The sequence below is a fragment of the Erythrobacter aurantius genome, from assembly GCF_023823125.1.
GTDB classification, from domain to species: Bacteria; Pseudomonadota; Alphaproteobacteria; order Sphingomonadales; family Sphingomonadaceae; genus Erythrobacter; species Erythrobacter aurantius.
In genome coordinates this window covers 1895637-1918669 of record NZ_CP090949.1, presented here as the reverse complement: position 1 = coordinate 1918669, position 23033 = coordinate 1895637, and the positions used below count along the sequence as shown (strand labels likewise).

The following is a 23033-nucleotide window of genomic DNA, read 5'->3' as shown; positions in this document are numbered from 1 at the left end:
CGGAAATCAGCCGCGCGCGACCGCTTCGGCAGCGATCATCCGGGCTTCGGCTTCCATCCCGACACGGCGCAGGCTGGAGGTGAGGTAATAGAGATGCAGCGGGGTCATCTGCGACCAGCTTTGCCCCTGCATCCCCAGTCCTGCCAGCAGCGCGACCATCACCGGGTTTTCCACTTCCGCCGCGCGATCGATGATCCGGGTCCAGCGGGTCTGACGCGAAAGGTCAACGCCATAACCGTCCGCCGCATTCACCGGCAAGCGGCCCAGCCCCGCCAGAGCGGCCACGAGAAAAGCGGACTTGCGTTCTTCCTCGCTATCGTCGGACGCGACGAAGGCGTTGAGCGCATCGTCCTCAACCCGGCCCGCATCAGGATCGGCGAGCGCGATCAAGGCCCAGCCGAGCGATCCCGCTTCGACCGTTCCGGCCCATGCCGCCGCATCCTTGTCCAAGCCAGCGGTAAGCATCGACGCGATCAGTTCTCCTGCATCATCGGCCTGATCGGCGGCAGGGGGAATACGAGCAGCGGCAAAGGCCGTCAGGATCTGCCCAGAAAATCCGATGGTCCCTTCACCCCACAGGCCGCGCATGGCGGTGATACGGCTATCCGGCTCGACGCCCAGATAGGCTTCGCGCAGCCGCGCTGCGCGGTCGGAGAATTCCCCGCCAATCGTGGGTTCGGCGTAAATCTGGCTGTAGAGATCGACCATGGCCGATGCCGAAAGGATACCCCGGCTCGCCGCGAGCTCCGCATACCCGGCACGCACGTCCAGCGGCAGCATCGGCGCGGTTGCGCCTGCCATTGCGTAATAGTCGGCGCGCGGCCCCGCGATCGCATCTTCGATCAGTCCCGCCGGGATTTCCTCGCCCAGCGCATTGGCAAGCGCGAACCGCCAAGGGGTCAATTCCTCAACCCCGTCCCAGCTTACAGTGGTTCCGCCCCGGCCCCGACCGGCCGCTCCGGCAAAGCGTTGTGCCAAAAGCAGGTCAATCTCTGGTGCGATCTCGCGGTTCTGCGCGGCGTTGAGCTGCGATGCGGCGAGCGCCCCTTCACCGGCATAGGCGTTGCAGATTGCCTGGAGCATGTCCCACTGTGCATCCTCACGCGCCGAACCCTGCAATCGCACAGCCGGGCAAGCGCCGACGATATCGGACGTCGCGATATAGGCTTTCAACGCCTCCGTCGTCATCGCCGGGCTCCAATTGCCGGCATCTACATCCTGCACCAGACCGCGCGCGACAGCGAATTCACCCATGGAATTGAGCACTTGCGCGCGCAATGCGACGAATTCTGCCGGGTTCATTCCGCGTGGCGCTGCCAGACGGCTCGCCAGAGCGCGCCGCATCATGATGTGGCCCCAGCGCGATACCAGCGGGCCCTTTGTCCCCTTCAGGATGGCTCGCACCAGCTTGGCCGGTTGGCGGGCCAGCGCCTGCGACGGCAAACCGCCTTCATCGGTGCTGATCAGCCCAACACGCGCCATGGAGCGGCGCGCTGCAGGCGGGATGTCGAATTTCGGTTTGAGCCCGAGCAGATCGTCAAGCTGATCGGTGGACAGTTCCTCCAGTTCCTCAAGCGAGGGCAGGCGCGACAATTCCTCCTCGGACAATTGCGGGGCAGCGGGCAGATCTGCAGGAGTACCGGGAACGGGAGGCGGCAAGGGGCCGGTCGGCACCGCACCCGGCGCGGCAGGCACCGGGGTTGGAGCCGCGGTCGGCCGTGGAGCCGGGGTCGGCGTGGGGGCCGGATCGTCAAAACCGGGCGGCAAGAGGGATTCAGGCGCCTGCTGCGCGCTCGCCAGGCCAGTCGAAAGCCCTGCTGCCAACGCGCCGCCCAGTGCAATCGCGGCCACTCCCGCGACAAGACCCTCGCGCCGCATCATTGCGCACCTTCCGATGTCGGCATGGCGACCGGTTCGATGATCGGGCGGATCGGCTCCTGCCCACCGTCGATATAGGCAACAATCAGCACCGCGATCACCACCAGACCAAGATACAGCGGCCACCGGCGCGGCGGACTGCCGCGCTTGATCGGAGAACCGGAAGGATTTTTCGGTTGTGCATGGGTCGCGCCCGGATTGTCAGACATATTGCGCGCGCTCTACCCCATCTATAGGCCAAGCCGCAATGACTGGTAACGCAAGTTTGACCCGCAAGGATATTGCCGATGTGGCCGCAAGGCTGGATCGGCCTGTCGTGCTGGTCGGCCTGATGGGGGCTGGCAAGTCGACAGTGGGGCGCAGGCTTGCCGGGATGCTGGGCCGCAAATTTGTCGATGCCGACGACGCGATCGAAGAAGCGGCGCAGCGTTCGATCCCGGAAATCTTCGACGAATTCGGCGAAGCCTATTTCCGCGACGGGGAACGCCGCGTTATCACGCGCCTGATCGAAGAGGAACGCGGGGTGATTGCCACCGGGGGCGGCGCCTTCGTCGATCCGGAAACGCGTGCGCTGATCCTTGAACGCGCCGTCGCAGTGTGGATCGATTGCGATATCGACACGCTGGTGGAGCGTACCGCGCGCCGCAACACCCGCCCGTTGTTGAGAAACGGCGATCCCAAGCAGATCCTGACCGATCTCATGGAAAAACGGCGCGAATTCTACGCGCAGGCGCATATCCGCGTGACAAGCGACAACGCCCCGCACAAGGACACGGCGCGTTCCATTATCGAGGCGATAGACAAATGGCTGTGACCAACCCGCCACCCGTCCGGGTCGAATTGGGCGGGCGATCCTACGACGTGCTGATCGGACAGGGCTTGCTCGACGACGCAATCGTACAGGCGCGCAAATTCATCGAACCCTATGCCGGGCGCACAGTGCCGGTGGTGGCGGACGTGAATGCCCGCAAGTATCACGGGGAACGCCTTGCCCGCTCGCTCGCCAGCAACGGCTATGAGATCGCATGGTATGAAGTCGCCTCGGGCGAAGCTTCGAAAAGCTGGGACAGCCTTGCGCGGTTGACCGACTGGCTGCTCGGCCTCGGCATTACCCGCAGCGATCACGTCTTCGCGCTGGGTGGCGGCGTAGTCGGCGATCTTGTCGGCTTTGCCTGCGCGATTCTGAAGCGTGGCTGCGGATTTGTGCAGATACCCACGACACTTCTCTCGCAGGTCGATTCTTCGGTCGGCGGGAAGACCGCGATCAACACCGCCGCGGGCAAGAATTTGATCGGCGCCTTTCACCAGCCCTCGCTGGTGCTGGCGGACACCGCGACGCTCGACACCCTGCCCGACCGCGAGATGCGCGCCGGTTATGCCGAGGTCCTCAAATACGGCCTGCTTGGCGATGCCGAATTCTTCGCATGGCTGGAGGCAAACGGCGGCAGGGTACTGGCACGCGATCCCGAGGCCTTGAACCAAGCCGTCGCCACATCGATCCGCGCCAAGGCCCGCATCGTGGCCGAGGACGAGCGCGAGACGAGCGGGGTGCGCGCTTTGCTCAATCTCGGCCACACATTCGGCCACGCGCTTGAGGCGGAAACGGGCTTTTCCGACAGGCTGCTGCATGGCGAAGCCGTGGCGCTGGGCATGGTGTTGGCTGCGCGATATTCGGCGAGGCGAGGCGAGCTTTCACAAGCGGAGGCAGAGCGCACCGCCAGCGCCATCGCCGCTGCGGGCCTGCCGCCGGAAATCGGAACGCTCGGCATGGATTGCGACGGACGGCGGCTGGTCGATCACATGCTTCACGACAAGAAGATGGAAAGCTCCGGCACCCTTCCTTTCCTGCTGATGAAGGGAATTGGCGCAGCCTACATGGCGCGCGATGTCGCACTGGCGGATGTCGCCGCGTTTCTGGATGGGGAGCTTGAATGACCCGCTTCGTCGATCTGTCGATCCCGATCACCAAGGACGTGATCTCCGATCCCGAAGTCATGCGGCCCAAAGTGACCTACATGACGCATCAGGACACTTGGGCGCAGATCGCGATGTTCTTTCCGGGGCTGGAAAAGGACGACCTGCCCGATGGCGAAGGCTGGGCGGTCGAGATGCTCGAACTCAGCACGCATAACGGCACCCACATGGACGCGCCGTGGCATTACCATTCGACCACCGATGACGGTGCATCCCCCGCCCCCAGCATTGACGAGGCTCCGCTGGACCGGTTTTTCCGCCCCGGCGTGAAGCTCGATTTCTCGCACCTGCCCCACGGCCATGTGGTCAGCGCGGCGGAGGTGGAAGCGGAATTGGCGCGTATCGGATACGATCTGCAACCGCTCGACATCGTGCTGGTTCAGTCAGGCGCGGTTTATGGCACCGACAATTTCACCGACCAAGGCGTAGGCCTGGGCGCCGAAGCGACGCTGTGGCTGACGCAGCGCGGGGTCGAAGTGGTCGGCACCGACGCGTGGAGCTGGGACGCGCCCTTCAGCCACACGGCGAAACGCTGGGCTGAAAGCCGCGATCCGGCGATCATCTGGGAAGGCCACAAGGCCGGGCGCATCCGACCCTATTACCAGATCGAAAAGCTGACCAATCTCGAAAGCCTGCCCCTGCACGGCTTCATGTTCAGCTGCTTCCCGGTGAAGATCGAACGCGCCAGCGCAGGCTGGATCCGCGCCGTGGCGATTGTCGACTGATGCCAAAGACCGTCATCATCCTCAACGGGGTCAGCAGTTCGGGCAAGACCACGCTCGCCAAGGCGATCCAGAAATACTCGCACGAAATCTGGCTGCATGTGGCGATGGACAATTTCATCGCCATGTTGCCCGACGGGCGTGAATTCGACCGCGAGTGGTTTCCCATGGCCGAAGTCAGCCGCGAAGGCGAAGTCTTGCCTCAGATGACAAACGGGCCTTCGGGCGAGGCATTGCTGCTGGAAATGCGCCGTCTTGTCAGAGGGCTTTCGGAAACCGGCTTCAACGTCATCGTGGATGAGGTTGCCAAAGCGGACACGATAGCGGATTACCGTGCGCGCTTGGGGAACAACTGCCTTGTCGTGAAAGTCGATGCCCCGCTGTCGGAGCTTAAGCGGCGGGAAAGAGAGCGCGGGGATCGGCTCATCGGGCTTGCGTGCGAGCAGTCCCAACGCGTGCACAATGGCATCAGCTATGATTTGGAAGTCGATACCCACGCACAGACGCCGGATGCTCTGGCGCGGCTGATTCTGGAACGGATCGCAGCTTAACCCGCAGGCCGCGGCAGTTTCGTAACCTTGTCGCCCAGATCGGCATCCTTCGCCGCTTCGTGTTCGGCGAGCATCTCGTCATGTTCGGCAAACAGCCGCTCAATTTCCGTCAGGCGGTCCAGCAGCATGTGCGCGATCCCCGGCGCAAGGCTTTCGCCCTCGCCGATCTGGCCCAGCAATGCGGCAAGATCGCTGACAGTCGCATCGCGCGGGGTTTTGAAGAAATGCCCCTTGCGGTCGAAGTATCCAGTGCCTTTCTTAGCCATAATCAAATCCCCCACAGGTTGATCATGCGGACACAGTCCGAATCAGCACTTGAATTGTCCTACAAAACCCATCCTGTAGAAAGTGCAGCTGTGGAGAAAGCCGCTGTTTCCACGGCTTTCGTCGTCCGCGTACAATGAGGAAGCGGATTAATAACAGGCGTTTGAAATAGAATTTCGCCAGCAGGAAAGTTGTGGGCAATCCTGCTCGCGACCCGTCTACTCAAGTTCCAGAATCACCGCGTCAACCGCGAGGCTCTCACCCTCGTTCGCGTTGATCTTCGCGATCACGCCTTCCTTTTCGGCGCGCAGGATGTTTTCCATCTTCATCGCTTCGACCGTGGCGAGCGGCTGACCGGGCTGAACTTCGTCTCCCTCGCCAACGTGCAGCTTCACCAGCATCCCCGGCATCGGGCAGATCAGCAGCTTGGACAGATCCGGCGGGATTTTTTCGATCATCCGGCTTTCGTGGCTGGCCAGCCGCAGCGGCAGCACCAGTGCGCGGGTGGCAGCGCCGCGGGTCGTGATGATCCAGTTCGCACCGTCGCGTTCGACGATCAGGCCATAGGTCGCGCCGTCTGCGGTGGTGGCCGTCGCCTGCGACATGCCGGGCAGCCAGTCACAGTTCCCTTCGACACGGTGCCCGTCAACCATGGCATGGCCATCACCCAGGATGACTTCGTGCCGCGTATCGCCGATCTTCACCATCCATTCGCTGGTGACAGCCAGCGCCCCGTCAAGCTGGCCCGAAATGCGCCGCGCCCGGCTCTGCCAGGTGAATTCATTGCCCGCACAGATCGCCGCGAGCATCCGCTGGAAGTCCTCGCTGATGGCCGCACCGTGGAAGCCATCGGGGTATTCTTCCGCGATGAAACCCGTGGTCAGCTCGCCCGAGCGGAAGCGCGGGTGCTGCATGATCGCGCTGAGGAAATCGACATTGTGGCCCAGCCCCTTGATGCGGAACCGGTCGAGCGCCTCGATCTGCAAATCCGCCGCCTCTTCGCGGGTCGGTGCCCAGGTGATCAGCTTGGCGATCATCGGGTCGTAGAACATCGAGACCTCGCCGCCTTCGAACACGCCATCGTCGACGCGCACGCTACCCACGCCATGTGCGACCCCGCGCCGCGGCTTGCCTGCAACCTCTCCGTCATCGGTCCAACCCGGAACCGTGGGCGAATAATGCACCAGCCGTCCGGTTGATGGCAGGAACCCGCGATAGGGGTCTTCGGCGTAGACGCGGTTCTCGATCGACCAGCCGTCGATGCCGATGTCGTCCTGCGTCAGCTCCAGCTTCTCACCGGCAGCCACGCGGATCATCTGTTCGACCAGATCAACGCCCGTGATCGCCTCTGTCACGGGGTGTTCCACCTGAAGCCGGGTGTTCATTTCAAGGAAGTAGAAGCTCTCGCCCGTCGGGTCCGCACCGCTGACGATCAGTTCGACCGTCCCGGCGGAGTGATAATCCACCGCACGGGCCAGAGCGACGCATTGTTCGCCCATCGCCTTGCGCATCTTGGGCGTAACGAAGGGCGAAGGCGCTTCTTCGACCACTTTCTGGTGGCGCCGCTGGATCGAGCATTCGCGCTCGTTCAGGTAGAGGATGTTGCCGTGCTTGTCGCCGAGGATCTGGATTTCGATGTGGCGCGGGTTTTCGATGAATTTCTCGATGAAAACGCGATCGTCGCCGAATGAATTGAGGCCTTCGCGCTTGGTAGCCTCGAACCCTTCGCGCACGTCCGCTTCGGACCATGCAAGGCGCATCCCCTTGCCCCCGCCCCCGGCAGAAGCCTTCATTATCACCGGATAGCCAATGTCGTTCGAAATCTCGACCGCGTGATCGGTGTCGCGGATTTCGCCGACGAAGCCGGGGACGACGTTGACGCCCGCTTCCTTTGCCAGCTTCTTCGATTCGATCTTGTCCCCCATCGCAGCGATGGCTCCGGCGGGCGGGCCGATGAAGGCGATATTCTCCGCCTCAAGCGCCTCGACGAAGCTCGCGCGCTCGGACAGGAAGCCATAGCCGGGATGCACGGCTTCGGCCCCGGTCTGCTTGCACGCAGCGATGATCTTTTCCGGGATCAGATAGCTTTCCGCCGCGGGCGAAGCGCCGATATGGACCGCCTCGTCCGCCATCCGCACAAACGGCGCATTGCGATCCGCGTCGGAATAGACCGCGACGGTCGCAATGCCCATCTTGCGGGCGGTCTGGATCACGCGGCAGGCAATCTCACCGCGGTTGGCAATCAGTATCTTCGAAAACATCGTCTCTCCACGCGAGGAATTCGGGGTTGGCAAAGGCCTATGCCGCGCAGTTGCGAGCGGCGCAACCTAGCTGATTTGCCTTGCCTCAATAGGTTTCGGCCAGTTCGCGCAACTGGGCCGTGCGCAGTTCGGTCAGATGGATCTTGCAGGTCGATACCAGCAGCGGCTCAAGACTGCCGCCGCGCGCCGAGTAACCCTCCGACCGGCAATGCGCGTCGCGATAGGCGATCCAGGCGCGCTGCGCCTCCAGCAAAGTGTCGAAATAGCCCGGACGTTCGTCCCAATCGGGTTTTTCGGCCTCGCTGTCGCGCTCCTGCATTGTCTGCCGGGTCAAACGCCATTGCGCGTTGAGCGCCGCGTCCGCGATCAAATAGTCGCGATGGGCGCAAATGTTCATTTCCTGCTGCACGCCCATTTCCGCTGCCTGCTCGTTGCATTCAGGCAAGTCATCGCCGGGTGCAGCGATCAGCAACATCAGGGAAATCCAGGTCATTGGTCACCTCTGGTTCGCCAATTGGGCACAAATCGGTCTACGTCATAGTGGCGCATTTCGTAGAAATTGCCGGTCCTGTCGGGCGCATCAGGAATGCTTTCGTCGGGAACTGCGCTCCGCTCGATAAAGAACACGCCCGCTCCTTCGACCTGAGGCTGAAAGAAGCGCGTGCACATCACGATCAGGTCTTGTTGGAAAGAGTGGATCGTGTTCCACCCGGTCCCGCGCGGGGTTTCGATCCGGCCAATCAGGGTAACGCCGACCTGAGGGTTTCCTTCGTAGTCGACGAAAGGCGTCTCGATCCGCTCGATTATCCGGAAGGTGCCTTTGACCTTTCGGAAACTGTCCAACTCCTGCTGGCGTTCGGCAATGACACGGTCGCTTGCCTGACCGCAGGCGAGCCCGGCAGTCGGAGCCGAAAGGGCCGCAATGGCAAACGCAACAGGCAAGAGGCGGTTCACTATTTGTGTTCTACTGCATCGGCATATCCGGACAAAGCCGAAACATAGGCGGGCGCCCCGCGCCGGTCGCCTTCGCCGCTGACAAGCGTTTGCACCGCGCGGCCCAGCATGGCGATATTGTCCGCAGACAGCGCACCGAGCGGTTCGACATAGATGCCGATGGTGAACAGGATCGCCCCCGTTTCAGGAAGGCGGCGCAGGGTCTGGCGTTCGGAACGCACGAACAGCGTCTCGCCAGCGTTCTCCGGAGTGACATGGGCAAAGGCCTCTTGCGGGGGCCTGTCGGCGATCCAGCGGCGCTCTCCCGTCGCGGCGATGAACCAGTTGCAGCGCGCATAGATCGGGCCGGGGCGCAGCGTTTCCATGAAGCGGTCGACCCCGCTCGCCAATTGCTCCTCATAACCCGCAATCGGCGCGTGCAGCGCTCGGAGCGGCAGGCCGAGCTTGTCCTTGGGATGCCAGTCCGATGGCCACGCCACCGCCGCGCCGATCAGGCGGTAGTAATCCTCATCCGCGAAACGTTGCAGCAGGCACATGTCCTCATGCGCGGCCAGCGCGGCCTCGGGCAATCCGCCATCGGTGCCGAGCATCGCGGCCAGCTCCCGCCCCGGCGCCTCGGCATAGCGGGTAAGCGCGATCCCTTCGGGCCAGTCGGCAAAGCCATGTTTCCGCGCCGCAAGGTCGGGTTCGGGCTGAAGCCATTGCTCTTCCGTCAGCTTGACCAGCCCCATGCGCAACTGCCCTCCGCCGCGCGCCTTGGGCAGCAGCGAGTCGACGGAGAAGCCGAGCGACATTCAGCCGCCTCGCCGTTCGCAGCGCAGCACCATGCCATATTCCTCCAGCCAATCCGCATCGGTTGCCAGCAGATATTGCAGCGCCTCGGGCAGAAGGCCGTGGAGGCTGTTGGCGTGGACCAGCTCCGTGCGGCGATACGAAAAGCAGAAGGCCTGGCTTTCGGGAAGGCTCGCCAGTAGCCGCTCCATCCCGCTTTCCGTCGCGCCCCCTTCATCCGCGAGGCTGAGGTAGATCGGCGGACGGACGGCATCACCCGGATCGCGGCGGCTCAGCGCCTCGAAATCCCATTGCAGGCTGGGCGAGATCGCGGCGTAGCCGGTGAACATCGCGGGCGGATCGGCCCATGTCTCAACCACGAAATGCCCCGCCGCACTTTCGCCCACCAGAACGGCGGTGCCATCGTGGCGATAACGCGCCTCGACCATCGGCTTGACCACCTCGGTAAGCCATTGCCGGAACGCGGCGCTTTCCCCGGCGGTCGGATAACGTTCGCGTTCTGCAGCATCGCCGGTGGGCGGCAGCAATTCGCGCTGGCGATCCTTCGTCTCGATCCCGACGACAATCGCATCCCGGCTGCGCCCCCACAGCGCGCCCCAGCGCATCAGGCCGACCCCCATCATCAGATCCTGCGTGATCGCGCCGTCGAGCATATAGACCACCGGCCAGCGCCGATCCGGCTCCGCCGCGTAATCGGGCGGCAGGATGACGTTGACCGCGCGTTCTGACCCGACTGCCTCAAGCGTATACGCTTCGCCAATCGTGACGGGCTGCGGTTCCAGCTCTGCCGGAGCCATGGCAGCTGCCGCCCCCGCGAGGATCAAATCAATCACTTTCTCGCCCCACGTGGCTCGAAGTGGACGAAGCTGAAGTTGTCGATCACCCCGTCTTCAAGATCATCGGGATCGGGGTCTTCGTCCCTTTTCAGATAGAAAATTCCGCGCTCTCCATCCTGCACGTAGTAATTTGGAAAGCCGCAATTGATCACGTCTCTGAGGTAAATCCGGTATCGGCGCATTCCCCTGCGGGTTGTGACGTCAACATATCCGATCCGCGCTTGGGAATCCCATTCCTCCTCGACGACTTCCCCTTCAAGATGGAAGGTTCCAGTGATCCTCTTGTCGCTTTCTTCGGCCAGATACCGGGTCTTGTATCGCTGGAATTGCGCGAGGCCTTCCGGCGTCAGGCTCGGGCAAGCGAGAACAGGCGAACTCATAGCGGCGGTTGCCACGCCAAGCGCAGACACAACCACCGCAAGAGGCTTCGATCTCACTCCGCCGCCTCGTCCAATCCCTCGCCTAATGGCGGCATGTTGTGGCCGAGCAGCACGAGAATATCCGCCGCGCATTCGACCACGTTCGAACCCGGCCCGTAGATACCCTGCACCCCTGCTTCGCGCAGGAAATCATAGTCCTGCGGGGGGATCACGCCGCCTGCCGTCACCTTGATGTCGCCGCGGCCCGCTTCCTTGAGCAACCGGATCAGTTCGGGAATCAGGGTCTTGTGACCTGCCGCAAGGCTCGATGCGCCAACCACGTCAACGTCATGCTCCAGCGCCATTGCGCAGGCTTCGGAAGGGGTCTGGAACAGCGGGCCGGAGACGACATCAAAGCCCATGTCGCTGAACGCGCTGGCGATCACGTTTGCGCCGCGATCGTGGCCGTCCTGGCCCATCTTGGCGACCATGATGCGCGGAGCCCGGCCAAGGCGGCGCGCCACGGCATCCACACCGTCCGTCACCTGCGCCCAGCGGCGATCGAATTCATAGGCGCTCTTGTAAACACCCTTCACCGGCGCGGGCGTCGCATCGTGGCGGCCGAACACCTCTTCCATCGCGGCCGAAATCTCGCCCAGCGTCGCGTCGGTGCGTGCAGCCTCTACCGCCAGCGCAAGCACGTTCGCCCCGCTCTTGCAGCCATCGGTCAGCGCAGCCAGCGCCGCGCGGCATGCCGCCTCGTCACGACCGCCACGCACCCGCTCGATGCGAGCGATCTGCCCGGCGCGCACTTTCTGGTTGTCGATGTCGAGCGTGTCGATCGGGTCTTCCTTGTCCTTGCGGTACTTGTTGACCCCGACGATCACGGTTTCGCCCTTGTCGACCTTGGTCTGCTTTTCCGCTGCCGCGCGCTCGATCGCGGCCTTGGGAGCGCCGGTGGCGACATAGGCGGTCATGCCGCCGGCTGCGTCCACTTCTGCGATCAGCTTCTCGGCTTCCTCCACCAGCGTCGCTGTCAGCGCCTCGATGTAATGCGAGCCGCCGAGCGGATCGACCACGTCGGTGATCCCGCTTTCCTCTTGCAGCACCAGCTGGGTGTTGCGCGCGATGCGGGCGCTGAAATCGGTCGGTAGCGCTATGGCTTCGTCCAGCGCGTTGGTGTGGAGCGATTGCGTGCCGCCCAGCACCGCCGCCATCGCCTCGATCGTGGTGCGCATGACGTTGTTGTAGGGGTCCTGCTCCTGCAAGGACACGCCGCTCGTCTGACAGTGGGTGCGCAGCATCTTGGAGCGTTCATCCTGCGCGCCAAGGCCATCCATCACCCGGTACCACAGCGTGCGCGCGGCGCGCAGCTTGGCGATCTCCATGAAGAAGTTCATGCCGATGCCGAAGAAGAACGACAGCCGCCCAGCAAAGGCATCAATATCCAGCCCGCTGGCACATGCACGGGTGACGTACTCCTTGCCGTCGGCGATGGTGAAGGCAAGCTCCTGCACCGCTGTCGCCCCGGCTTCGTGCATGTGATAGCCCGAAATCGAAATGCTGTTGAATTTCGGCATGTTGGCCGAAGTGTATGCGATAATGTCCGAAACGATCCGCATCGATGGTTCGGGCGGATAGATGTAGGTGTTGCGGACCATAAACTCTTTCAGGATGTCGTTCTGGATCGTGCCTGAAAGCTGCGCTTGCGAAACGCCCTGACGTTCCGCCGCGACGATGTAGAACGCCATCACCGGGATCACCGCGCCGTTCATCGTCATGGAAACGGACATGGTATCGAGCGGGATCTGGTCGAACAGCACTTCCATGTCGGCCACGGTGTCGATTGCGACCCCTGCCTTGCCGACATCGCCGGTCACGCGCGGGTGATCGCTGTCATAGCCGCGGTGGGTGGCAAGATCGAAAGCGACCGACAGCCCCTTTTGCCCCATCGCCAGATTGCGGCGGTAAAAGGCGTTGGATTCCTCGGCGGTGGAAAAGCCCGCATATTGCCGGATCGTCCACGGGCGCCCCGCATACATGCTTGCCTTCACGCCTCGGGTGAACGGCGCAAAACCGGGCAGACCGGGATCGAAGCCTGCGTGATCGGCCTCGGTGTAAAGCGGCTTGATCGTGAAGCCTTCGGGCATGGCGCGGGTAAGATCGCGGCCCTTCACTTCCTTGTCTGCGAGCGATTGCCAATCGGCGGTGGTGGGTTTGTCGGTCATGCGATGCCTCTAAGCATAATCGTCATGCCAGTGAAAGCTGGCATCTCGGGCGGCCGGAGACCCCAGCTTGCGCAGGGGTGACAGGAAAATTCAGTTAGACCAGTGCCCGTCGTCCTTGGGCGTTTCCATGATTTCGGTAAGCATGCCCTGCATGTCCTTGGGATGGACGAAAAAGATAGGCGTGCCGTGCGCCCCGATGCGCGTGGGGCCGAGGATGCGCTTGCCCAATGCCTCGAATTCGGCGCGGGCGTCTTCGATGTCGGGGACTTCGAAACAGACGTGATGCTGCCCACCCAGCGGGTTCTTGGCGAGGAAGCCTGCGAGGGTGGAATTCTCACCCAACGGCTCGATCAGTTCGATTTGCGTGCCATTCATCGCCCCATCCGCGCCCGGCGTGTCGACGAAGCAGACCTTCACGCCCTGTTCCTCAAGGTCGAACGGCGTGTGGATCTTCGTCGCGCCCATCACGTCGCGGTAGAAGGCGATCGAGTCCGCGATGGAGGGCGTGGCGACCCCGATGTGGTTGAGACGGCCGAGTTTCATATCTCTCCCTCGCAATTATAGACGAATTTGGCTCCTAACCATGACAATTCAAAACCCTCTAAGTAAACTGACAAATTATTATCTGTTTTAGAAAATCCAAAAGCTTGTACTAATGCCTGACGCTGAAGAGACATCAAAGAAATATCGATGCTTGTACCTTGGACGTAACCTCGCCAAATCTGCCGATACCCTTTCGGGTGACTTTTCTCTCTTACGGTCTCAAATCTCTTGTAAATAACGCAACCGTCAAATGGAAATTCCGGGAAATCCTTCATTATTTCTTTCTCAGAATCTTTTTCTTCGGCTTCTTCAAATCTATTGAAAATCAACGATCTCATAAAGCGGGCCTTGTCCGGAGGCCATGTCGTTGAATTTTCTTGATACATGCCTTTGTACAATTTCAAGAGGTTTTCAGCGTCTTCACTACTTATTTGCGATAGTATATCGAGATACAAGCTATGCCTATTCGAAAAATTCTTGGACGCGGATGAGATTAGGCCAGCCCAAAGGTCGGTGAGAATGGAACTGTCTTCGGAAAAAGAAGCTTTTTGAATTAGAAGGCCAGCAAACCCGGGAGGTAAAGAATTGACGTCCCCATTCTTCATTTTTTCTTCTGCGCGCTTAAAAATCTTCTCAAGCCGGTCGGACCCATATTTTTTGATTTCTTCGCCGATCGCATCGGCTGACGGGCCAAATAACTTATTCAAAAACCAGGCTGATACACCGACAAGCGCTGCGCCCGTTGAAATGACAGGTTCGACCATAATCTTTCCTCACAGCGGAATATTGTCATGCTTCTTCCACGGGTTCTCCAGCTGCTTCGTCCGCAGTTTGCGTAGGCCCAAGGCGATCCGGCGGCGGGTTGAGCTGGGGTGGATCACCTCGTCGATATAGCCGCGCTGGGCGGCGACGAAGGGGTTGGCGAAGCGGTCTTCGTATTCCTTGGTCTTTTCGGCGATCTTGGCCGGATCGTCGCGATCCTGACGGAAGATGATCTCCACCGCGCCTTTCGCGCCCATCACCGCGATTTCGGCGGTGGGCCATGCGTAGTTGAGGTCGCCGCGCAGGTGCTTCGATGCCATCACGTCATAGGCCCCGCCGTATGCCTTGCGGGTAATGACGGTGATCTTGGGCACGGTCGCCTCGGCATAGGCGAAGAGCAGCTTCGCGCCGTGCTTGATGATCCCGCCCAGCTCCTGCGCCGTGCCGGGAAGGAAGCCGGGCACATCGACGAAGGTGATGATCGGAATTTCGAACGCGTCGCAGAACCGCACGAAACGCGCGGCTTTCTTTGACGAATTGATGTCGAGCACACCCGCCAGCACCATCGGCTGGTTCGCCACCACGCCCACCGTGCGCCCTTCGACCCGGCCAAACCCGCAAATGATGTTCGCCGCGTGGCCGGGCTGGATTTCGAAGAAATCGCCCTCGTCCAGCGTCTTAGCGATCACTTCGTGCATGTCATAGGGCTGGTTGGCATTGTCGGGGATGATCGTGTCGAGGCTCGGCTCCTCGCGGTCCCACGGATCGCTGGTCGGGATCTCCGGCACGTCCTCGCGGTTCGACAGCGGCAGGTAGTCAAAGAACCGCCGCGTCGCGAGCAGGGTCTCGATGTCGTTCTCGAACGCGCAATCGGCGACGCTGGTCTTGGTCGAATGGGTGATCGCGCCGCCCAGTTCCTCTTGCGTGACGACTTCGTTGGTGACGGTTTTCACCACGTCCGGGCCGGTGACGAACATGTAGGAGCTGTCCTTCACCATGAAGATGAAGTCGGTCATCGCCGGGGAATAGACCGCCCCGCCCGCGCACGGCCCCATGATCAGGCTGATCTGCGGCACGACACCGCTGGCGAGCACGTTGCGCTGGAACACTTCGGCATAGCCGCCAAGCGATGCGACGCCTTCCTGAATGCGCGCGCCGCCCGAATCGTTGAGCCCGATGACAGGCGCACCGACCTTCATCGCGGTGTCCATCACCTTGCAGATCTTCTCCGCATGGCGTTTCGACAGACTGCCGCCGAAGACGGTGAAATCCTGGCTGAAGACGTAAACCAGCCGCCCGTTGATCGTGCCGCTGCCGGTGACAACGCCGTCGCCCGGAATGCGTTGATCCGCCATGCCGAAATCGACGCAATCATGTTCGACATAGGTGTCGAGCTCTTCGAAGCTGCCTTCGTCGAGCAGCACGTCGAGCCGCTCGCGCGCGGTCAGCTTGCCCTTGGCGTGCTGTGCGTCGATGCGCTTTTGCCCGCCACCCATGCGGGCGGCTTCGCGGCGGCGTTCCATTTCGGCGATATTGGCTGACATTCGTCCCGTCCCTGACTTGTGGGTCTTTTGTCAGGGGTCGTTGCCGCAGCCTTGCCGCAAGGTCAACGTGTCAAAATCACTGGTCGGTTCAGAACCTCAGGGTGACACTGCGGGCCAGAGCCGGAGAAATACTCTCCGCGATCCGCAGCGCCTTGGTCATGCCGATGTTGGCTTCGTCGCGCCCTTGCTCGATAGCGGCGATGATCTGGCGGGCGCATTCGTCGGCGGGCATTTTCTTCATGGGATTGCCATCGTTCATCTGCGTATCGACCACCGGTGGCAGCGCCTCGATCACTTTCACGCCCGTCCCCTTCAACTGCTCGCGCAAGGCCAGCGTGTAGAACCGAAGGCCCGATTTGGTCGCGCAGTAGACAGGAGTGCGCGCTGCAGGCGAAATGGCAAGGCCGGAGGTGACGTTGACGATGGCTGCTTCGGGCCGCGACTTGAGCGCTTCGACCAGCCCGGTGATCAGGCGGATCGGGGCGTTTAGGTTGGCGTAGATCGCAGCATCTGCCGCATCGGCATCGGGCACGCCTTTCCGAAAATCGTGATCGACCAGCTGCCCGGCATTGTTGAGCAAGACATCGATCGCACGCTCACCCCATGCCGCCAGCAAAGCGTCCACACCCGCTGCATTGGAAAGGTCTGCCTCGATCACTTCGAAGCCTTCTGCACGCATCGCCGCGACGCGATCAGGGTTGCGCCCTGTCAGCACGGCCTGCGCGCCCTTGGCACGAAGCTGTAACGCGATTTCGCGGCCGATCCCGTTGGTGCCGCCTGTAAGCAGTACGGTCTTGTCGGATAGGTTCATGGTGCCCCCTATTTCATCAGCACGAGTTCTTCGGCCATGGTCGGGTGGATCGCCACCGTCGCATCGAAATCGGCCTTGGTCAGCTTGGCTTTCACGGCAATCGCGGCGGCCTGCATGATTTCCGGCGCTTCGGGCGCGATCATGTGAATGCCGACGATGCGATCATTCGCGGCATCGACGATCATCTTGTAAAGGCCCCGCTCGTTCCGGCCTGCGACGACGTTCTTCATCGGGCGGAAGTCGGACTGGAACACTTTGACGCTGCCCAGATGGTTGCGCGCCTCGCCTTCGGTCATCCCGACAGCGGCGATCGGTGGATGGCTGAACACCGCGCTGGGGATGCAGGAATGGTCGACAGAATAGGGTTCGCCCGGCCCGAATACGCTATCGGCAAAGGCTTGGCCCTCGCGGATTGCCACCGGGGTCAATTGCACCCGGTCAGTCACATCGCCGACGGCATAGATGTAATCGACATTGGTTTTCGAAAATTCATCGACCTTGATCTGGCCCCGCTCGCCCAGTTCGACGCCGACCTTTTCAAGGCCCAGCCCTTCGATATTGGGGACGCGGCCTGTCGCGATCATTACCTGGTCGAAAACGCGCTCCTCATGCCCGGTCAGCTTGACCAGCAGCGTGCCGTCTTCCTGCTTCTTCACATATTCGAATTCGGTGTTGAAGCAGAACTCGATCCCCTTCGTCAGCGAGATCTGCAACAGCCGGTCGCGCAGCGCCGCATCATAGCTGCGCAGGATCACGTCAGAACGGTTGGCGATCGTCACCTTGCTGCCGAATTCGTTGAATATGCCGGCGAATTCGGTGGCGATATAGCCGCCGCCAGCGATCAGTATGCGCTTGGGCACTTCGTCGAGGTGGAATGCCTCGTTCGAGGTGATTGCGTGCTCATTACCTTCGAAATCGGGCATGTGCGGACGCGCGCCGGTGGCGATCAGGATGTATTTCGCAGTGACAACCTTGCCGCTCGCCAGCGTGATTTCGTGCGGGCCGGTGATTTCAGCCCGCTCGCGGAAGATGGTGACGCCGTGATTGTCGAGCGTTTCGCCGTACAGCCCTTCGAGCCGATCGATATCCTTCTGCACATGATCGCGCAGCTTCACCCAGTCGAAGCTCTTGCCCTCGATCGTCCAGCCGAAGTTCTGCGCATCGACAAGGTCCTCGGCAAAATGCGCACCATAGACCAGCATCTTCTTGGGAACGCAGCCACGGATCACGCAGGTGCCCCCGACCCGGTATTCCTCGGCGGCGGCAACACGTGCGCCGTGTCCTGCCGCGATCCGGCTGGCACGGGTTCCGCCAGAACCGATGCCAATGGTGAATAGGTCGAAATCGTATTGCGTGTCAGCCATCTGTGTTCCTCGCGAATTTGGCCTGTCTATGGGCATGTTCGCCCATATGGGCAACCGCGTTACCGGATGCCCGCAGACATTCGCTTTGGATCAGGAAAGATCAGCTTTCGAGGAACCGCCCGTAATCGCGCAGAAGCTCGAACGCCTTCATGTTTTCCAGCGTGATCAGGCTTTCGTCGGTGATGCCGGTGAGGCGATAGATCAGGCGCAGGATCGCCTTGCGCTCCACTTCGCCGATGTCGACGAGGCTGATCAGCATGTCGGGATTGTCATGTTCGAGCTCGTCAAACAGCATGGCGACGTTCATCGGATCGAACCCGAAACCAAGGAAACCCAGACGTTTCCCGCGCGACATTTCGGCGCGGAGATAGGACTGGAACTGGCGCGAGGCAGCGCGCTGGCTGGCGGTGAAGATGCGCTTTGAAAGCTGGACGATGTTTTCCGGATCGTCCTGCCCCCAGGTCGCGCCGTTTTCCTCATCCCCCTGCCACGGCAACCGCCCGGCAACGCCATAGGGGTGCACGATGCGCAGCCGCCCGGCGACAAGCTCGCACGATTCCTCATAGGTCATGCCGAATGCCCGCTGAACCACCCACGGCAGGTAATGTTCGATTGCCCGGTCATAGTTGAAGCAGACGATCGATAGCTTTTCGAAGCATTCCTCCGCCTTGGCTCGCGGCACGCCTTTCACGATCAGCTGGCCGAGCTGGTACAACCAGTTTTCGGTGCCGCGCAGCGGAAGCTCACCCGCAGCGCGCGGTTCGGCGGCCAGCGTGGACTTCGATTCCGCCTGAAGCGTGTAATAGACAATCGCCAGCTTGCCCGCCGCAAGCACCGCCGGATCATGCCCATATTGTTCAAGGATGGCGTCGATCGAGGTGCTGACAATCGTGGCTTCGCGGATAGCCATCGCCCCGCCGACCAGTTCATCATAGGAAAGGCCGATTTCATCCGAGACGCGCTCGAACAGATTGGCCAAATTCACCAGATCGCGCGATTTCACGTCCGAATGCAGGCGATCGAATTCAAAGCCCGCAGCGATTTTCGCCAACAGGTCAGGCCCGTCGGGCATTTCGATCTCACGATTCGCACCGGCCCCGACAATCAACGTGGTATCGGTGCGGATCATGGGTTTAGCTGGGCCTCTCGTTTGCGACGGAGGCTCCAGATAGGCGTGACATGCTTAATTTTGGCTTAGCTTCGACAGGAAAATTGCTCCCGTTTCTGAAACTTATGCCGACCGTGATCCCGATCCGCGCTGGCCCTTGCCGCCCCGGCGCATTCCGCCCGGCTTCCCGCCAGAACGCTGGCCGGAATTGCCGCCCGGACGGCCACCGGGACGCCCCGATGGCTTGCCCTTGCGCGCAGGATGTTTGCCGCCCGGCTTCTTCGGACGTGGCGCGCCATCACCCTTCGCCTGATCAGCCGATTGCCCTGCGGGCCGCGGCCTGATCTTCTTGGCGGAAACGCGAGTGGCTCCGCGAGGTTCGGGTTTGGTTGGTCCGACACCTTCGACCACGGCACGGAAATTGTCGGGCAGCGGCAGGCGCTCCAGTTCGGCACCGGTCGTCTTGCGGATATCCTTCAAATATGCGCGTTCGTCCTCGGCGCAGAATGCAATCGCCACGCCATCGCGGCCCGCACGCGCTGTGCGGCCGATGCGATGGACATATTGTTCGGGCACGTTGGGCAGTTCGTAATTGATCACGTGGCTGACGCCGGGAATGTCGATCCCGCGTGCGGCGACATCGGTGGCGACGAGGATCGCGGTCTTGCCCCGCCGGAATTCGTCCAGCGCGCGCTGGCGCTGCGGCTGGCTCTTGTTGCCGTGGATCGCGTTGGCCACGATCCCGCGCTGCGACAGCTTCTTCACCACCCGGTCCGCGCCGTGTTTGGTCCGGGTGAAGATCAGCACCCGCTCGAACTCGCCGGGCACCTTATGACGACCGGAAAGGATCAGGTCGAGCAGCGCCTGCTTTTCGTCCTGCTGCACCATGAACAGATATTGTTCGATCCGTTCTGCCGTCGTGCTTTCAGGGGTAACCGATACCTGCACCGGGTTCTTGCAGTATCCGCTCACCAGTTCCTTGATCGCCTTGGGCATGGTGGCACTGAAGAACAGGGTCTGGCGCTCAGCCGGCACCAGCTTGTTGATGGTGCGCAGCGCATGGATGAAGCCGAGGTCGAGCATCTGATCGGCTTCGTCCAGCACCAGAACTTCCACCGATGAAAGGTTGAAGGCCTTCTGGTCAATCAGGTCGAGCAAGCGGCCCGGCGTCGCGATCAGGATGTCGGTGCCGCGGTGCAGCTTGTTGCGATCCTTGCCGACAGAAGTGCCGCCGACGATCGACTGCACCTTCAATCCGGCCAGCGCACCATACTCCTTTGCGCTGGCGGCGATCTGCATCACCAGTTCGCGCGTCGGTGCCAGCACCAGCATGCGGCAGGATTTGAACGGAATACGATTGTCGGCTTCGCGCAGACGATCGATGCTGGGCAGCATGAAAGCGGCGGTCTTGCCCGTCCCGGTCTGGGCGATGCCGAGCAGGTCGCGGCCCGCCAGAACCGGCGGAATGGCCTGTTCCTGAATCGGGGTCGGGGTGGAATAGCCCTTGAGATCAAGCGCCTGGAGAACGGGCTGCGACAGCCCGAGGTCTGAAAACTGTGTCATGAATACTCGCAATAAATGCGGTGCGCACGCGCAAATGGGGCGTGCGAAGCGCGGGGTTTCGAGAACCGCCCGCGTGAATAGGGAAGCTGTAGGGATTGGATCGTGACGCTGCCGGGGCGGAGTTTATGCCGCCGCTTCACGCTGGCAGGTTGCATCACGTGTTGGTGAGCAAATGGGCGCGACCCCGCCGTGTGTCAAGTTATATTGCAGCGCAGCAATGCTGGCGCAGCAGCCTATTCAAGCCGATCGCGCACGTCGGCATAGGCGATACGCGAGGAATAGCTGCCCTCGACCGGCTCCCCCGCAGCGTTTTGTGCGGGTTCGAAATGATGATGTTCGGACAAGACATCGCAGAGCGAATCCGTCACGTGCTTCAGGCGAAAACTCTCGGTCAGTTCACAACCTGTCACGTTGCCTTCTGCATCCACTGTCAGCCGATACGCGAGATGCGAACGCCACACGCGCATGCGGCGCGATGTCTTCATCAGTTCGAAATCGCCATCCCACGAAACCAGCCTGACCGGCGCCTCACCCGTGGCTTCGCCAGAGGCCGAATGCTGCACCATCTCACCGGCGTCATCCTTGGCCAGCGCGGCTGGAGAAAGCGCAAGAGCAAGGACTGCTGCGGGGAGCATGGCAAGGCGGTTCATCAGATGGACCTCGTGGGGAGATGGTTAAGGGGCGGTTGCGACAGGGACAAACTACGCGGATTCTCCAAAAGTGCAAATGTGACTCTGGAGCAGTGAGCAGTTGCAACAAGAATGCGCTTACTCCTGTCTACTCGACATAATCATTCACGTGGTAAAATCTTTATGGCGCTCGCCCGGAATAAGATGCCTCACCATGTCAACAATGTAACACCCGCCGATTCCGGCGTTGCGCACATGCAACAGGCCGCAGGATCGCCACTCCCGACCCCGTCACATCAGACGATTTTATCGTGATCCGCTCAGGCTGAAAGGCCCGCGGCCTTCATCAGTGCTGCCGTGCTGGGGTCGAATTCGCCTTCGCCGCTGTCGATCGCCTTGGCCATTTTCTTGCCCAACTCCACCCCGAACTGGTCGAACGGATTGATACCCATCAGCACGGCATTGGCAAAGGTCCGGTGCTCGTGAAAGGCGATGAGCGCGCCAAACGTTGCAGCATCGCAATCGTCGAGCAGGATCATCGCGGATGGGCGATCCCCGGCAAAGGCACGCGCGGGGTCTTTCCCGTCAGCCGACATATTGCCGCCCGCCATCAATGCGGCCCCTTGCGCAAAGCAATTGGCGAGCAAGGCCTTGTGATGCGCGGGGTCCAACTCGTCACCGGGTGCGATGCTGGCGATGAAATCGACCGGGATCAGGTGCGTGCCCTGATGCAGCCACTGGAACACCGCGTGCTGCGCGTCCGTCCCAACGCCGCCCCAGGTGATCGGCGCGGTCGGCTGGCTGACCGGCTTGCCCGCGCTAGTTACGCTCTTGCCGTTCGATTCCATCTCAAGCTGCTGGAGATAATCGGGCAGCAGTGCGAGCCGTTCGTCATAGGCGAACACCGCGCGCGTCTGGCATTCGCGCACACGGGCATAATAGAGGTCGCCAAAGGCGGCTAGCAGCGGGCCGTTGGCGCGGCCTTGTGCCTCGCGGAAATGCGTGTCCATCGCCTGCGCCCCGGCCAGCATGGCGCCGAATTCCTCCATCCCGATAGCCAGAGCCACGGGGAAACCAATGCTCGACCACAGCGAATAGCGCCCGCCCACGCTTTCGGGGAAAGGCAGCACGCGGGTTTCGTCCACGCCCCATTCGACCGCGCCTTCAGGGTTGGCCGTCAGCGCGATCACCCGGCCACCGGGATCAGACACGCCGTTGTCAGCCAGCCATTTCAGCGCGCTGGCGGCGTTGGTCATCGTTTCGATCGTGGTGAAGGTCTTGGACGCGACCGCGATCAGGGTTGTCGCCGGATCGCAAGCGGCAAAGGCCTGTTCGAGCGCCAGCCCGTCGATGTTCGAGACAACGTGCACATCCACAAGCTTCAGATCACGCGTCAGCGCATCCACCGCCAGATCAGGGCCAAGCGCCGATCCGCCGATACCGATATGGATCAGGTGCTTCACCTCACCCAGAGCGCCATCGTGAATCGCCTCCACCAGCATGCCCATGCGCGCCAGCAGCGCCTCGGCCTCTTCGACCTGCGCATCGGTTCCGCTACCGCGCATGGCTCCGTGGGTCGCGGGGCGTCCTTCGGTCGGGTTGACGATCCCGCCACTGAAAAGCGCGTCTCGCGCCGCATCGAAACCGCTCGCGTCGGCCAGCGCCTCGAATGCGTCGATCACCCCGTCATCCAGATGGGTTTTCGACCAGTCGAGCAGCATGCCCACCGGGCCAAGTTCGCCCAGATCGAATTCGAGCCTTTGGCTGAGCTTGCTCACCCGGTCCGCATCATCGGCGAACAATTCGCCGAGGCTGGGGCGAGGCAATGCCCGCAATTGCTCCCAAAGGGCGTCGGTCTTCGCGGTATCGGTCATCAAGCAAACCCTCTTT

General features: G+C 61.7%; 23 protein-coding genes. 4 read left to right on the top strand and 19 right to left on the bottom strand.

Translation table 11 applies throughout. From position 1 onward, the window contains the following. Window positions 1–6 precede the first annotated feature (6 nt). A complete protein-coding gene (locus L1K66_RS09140; protein ID WP_252257592.1) occupies window positions 7–1881 on the bottom strand; it encodes a hypothetical protein in 1875 nt (624 codons plus the stop codon). Continuing rightward, window positions 1878–2087, bottom strand: coding sequence for a hypothetical protein (locus tag L1K66_RS09135; RefSeq protein WP_252257591.1), 210 nt, complete (start codon window positions 2085–2087; stop codon window positions 1878–1880). The genes L1K66_RS09140 and L1K66_RS09135 overlap by 4 nt, the downstream gene beginning before the upstream one ends. 38 nt (window positions 2088–2125) lie before the next feature. On the opposite strand from L1K66_RS09135, the gene L1K66_RS09130 reads away from it, so the two are divergent. From L1K66_RS09130 to L1K66_RS09115, 4 genes are read left to right on the top strand one after another with little or no spacing between them, the layout of a single operon-like run. Next, entirely contained in the window at window positions 2126–2692 is a 567-nt protein-coding gene (locus tag L1K66_RS09130; protein ID WP_252257590.1) for a shikimate kinase, read from the top strand. Beyond that, window positions 2683–3813: a 3-dehydroquinate synthase gene (gene aroB / locus L1K66_RS09125; RefSeq protein WP_252257589.1), complete on the top strand. Its 1131-nt coding sequence runs from the start codon at window positions 2683–2685 to the stop codon at window positions 3811–3813. The genes L1K66_RS09130 and aroB overlap by 10 nt, the downstream gene beginning before the upstream one ends. Beyond that, window positions 3810–4577 carry a cyclase family protein gene (locus L1K66_RS09120; RefSeq protein WP_252257588.1) on the top strand — a complete coding sequence of 256 codons (768 nt, stop codon included), beginning with the start codon at window positions 3810–3812 and terminating at the stop codon, window positions 4575–4577. Before aroB ends, L1K66_RS09120 begins: the two co-directional genes overlap by 4 nt. After that, a complete protein-coding gene (locus L1K66_RS09115) occupies window positions 4577–5125 on the top strand; it encodes a chloramphenicol phosphotransferase CPT family protein (protein WP_252257587.1) in 549 nt (182 codons plus the stop codon). The genes L1K66_RS09120 and L1K66_RS09115 overlap by 1 nt, the downstream gene beginning before the upstream one ends. Here the strand turns inward: L1K66_RS09115 and L1K66_RS09110 are convergent. The 17 genes from L1K66_RS09110 to pgi form a co-directional block, all read right to left on the bottom strand. Next, complete coding sequence (locus L1K66_RS09110) at window positions 5122–5391, bottom strand: hypothetical protein (RefSeq protein WP_252257586.1); 270 nt, start codon at window positions 5389–5391, stop codon at window positions 5122–5124. The genes L1K66_RS09115 and L1K66_RS09110 overlap by 4 nt on opposite strands. A gap of 216 nt (window positions 5392–5607) precedes the next feature. Next, a complete protein-coding gene (locus L1K66_RS09105) occupies window positions 5608–7650 on the bottom strand; it encodes an ATP-binding protein (RefSeq protein WP_252257585.1) in 2043 nt (680 codons plus the stop codon). An 85-nt stretch (window positions 7651–7735) separates the two neighbouring features. Further along, the gene (locus tag L1K66_RS09100) at window positions 7736–8143 is read right to left on the bottom strand and encodes a lysozyme inhibitor LprI family protein (RefSeq protein ID WP_252257584.1); all 408 of its coding nucleotides are present in this window, start codon (window positions 8141–8143) and stop codon (window positions 7736–7738) included. Beyond that, window positions 8140–8604 carry a hypothetical protein gene (locus tag L1K66_RS09095; protein WP_252257583.1) on the bottom strand — a complete coding sequence of 155 codons (465 nt, stop codon included), beginning with the start codon at window positions 8602–8604 and terminating at the stop codon, window positions 8140–8142. The genes L1K66_RS09100 and L1K66_RS09095 overlap by 4 nt, the downstream gene beginning before the upstream one ends. Then, a complete protein-coding gene (locus L1K66_RS09090; protein ID WP_252257582.1) occupies window positions 8604–9398 on the bottom strand; it encodes a heme-dependent oxidative N-demethylase family protein in 795 nt (264 codons plus the stop codon). The genes L1K66_RS09095 and L1K66_RS09090 overlap by 1 nt, the downstream gene beginning before the upstream one ends. After that, entirely contained in the window at window positions 9399–10229 is an 831-nt protein-coding gene (locus tag L1K66_RS09085) for an alpha/beta hydrolase (protein WP_252257581.1), read from the bottom strand. It lies immediately after the preceding gene. Next, complete coding sequence (locus tag L1K66_RS09080) at window positions 10226–10612, bottom strand: hypothetical protein (RefSeq protein WP_252257580.1); 387 nt, start codon at window positions 10610–10612, stop codon at window positions 10226–10228. The genes L1K66_RS09085 and L1K66_RS09080 overlap by 4 nt, the downstream gene beginning before the upstream one ends. A gap of 53 nt (window positions 10613–10665) precedes the next feature. After that, window positions 10666–12819: a methylmalonyl-CoA mutase gene (gene scpA, locus L1K66_RS09075; RefSeq protein ID WP_252257579.1), complete on the bottom strand. Its 2154-nt coding sequence runs from the start codon at window positions 12817–12819 to the stop codon at window positions 10666–10668. Between the two features lie 90 nt (window positions 12820–12909). Continuing rightward, window positions 12910–13362 carry a methylmalonyl-CoA epimerase gene (mce, locus tag L1K66_RS09070; protein ID WP_252257578.1) on the bottom strand — a complete coding sequence of 151 codons (453 nt, stop codon included), beginning with the start codon at window positions 13360–13362 and terminating at the stop codon, window positions 12910–12912. Next, window positions 13359–14126, bottom strand: a complete 768-nt coding sequence (locus tag L1K66_RS09065; protein ID WP_252257577.1) for an Abi-alpha family protein — start codon at window positions 14124–14126, stop codon at window positions 13359–13361. Before L1K66_RS09065 ends, mce begins: the two co-directional genes overlap by 4 nt. A gap of 9 nt (window positions 14127–14135) precedes the next feature. After that, on the bottom strand, window positions 14136–15668 hold the full coding sequence (locus L1K66_RS09060; RefSeq protein WP_034953726.1) for an acyl-CoA carboxylase subunit beta: 1533 nt from the start codon (window positions 15666–15668) through the stop codon (window positions 14136–14138). Window positions 15669–15756: 88 nt separating this feature from the next. After that, window positions 15757–16479 carry an SDR family oxidoreductase gene (locus tag L1K66_RS09055; protein ID WP_252257576.1) on the bottom strand — a complete coding sequence of 241 codons (723 nt, stop codon included), beginning with the start codon at window positions 16477–16479 and terminating at the stop codon, window positions 15757–15759. An 8-nt stretch (window positions 16480–16487) separates the two neighbouring features. Beyond that, window positions 16488–17843, bottom strand: a complete 1356-nt coding sequence (gene gorA / locus L1K66_RS09050; RefSeq protein WP_252257575.1) for a glutathione-disulfide reductase — start codon at window positions 17841–17843, stop codon at window positions 16488–16490. A gap of 100 nt (window positions 17844–17943) precedes the next feature. After that, on the bottom strand, window positions 17944–18972 hold the full coding sequence (locus L1K66_RS09045) for a hypothetical protein (RefSeq protein ID WP_034953720.1): 1029 nt from the start codon (window positions 18970–18972) through the stop codon (window positions 17944–17946). 102 nt (window positions 18973–19074) lie between these two features. Then, on the bottom strand, window positions 19075–20514 hold the full coding sequence (locus L1K66_RS09040; protein ID WP_252257574.1) for a DEAD/DEAH box helicase: 1440 nt from the start codon (window positions 20512–20514) through the stop codon (window positions 19075–19077). Window positions 20515–20747: 233 nt separating this feature from the next. Continuing rightward, window positions 20748–21164, bottom strand: a complete 417-nt coding sequence (locus L1K66_RS09035) for a hypothetical protein (RefSeq protein WP_252257573.1) — start codon at window positions 21162–21164, stop codon at window positions 20748–20750. A gap of 299 nt (window positions 21165–21463) precedes the next feature. Continuing rightward, the gene (gene pgi, locus L1K66_RS09030; protein WP_252257572.1) at window positions 21464–23017 is read right to left on the bottom strand and encodes a glucose-6-phosphate isomerase; all 1554 of its coding nucleotides are present in this window, start codon (window positions 23015–23017) and stop codon (window positions 21464–21466) included. Window positions 23018–23033 lie beyond the last annotated feature (16 nt).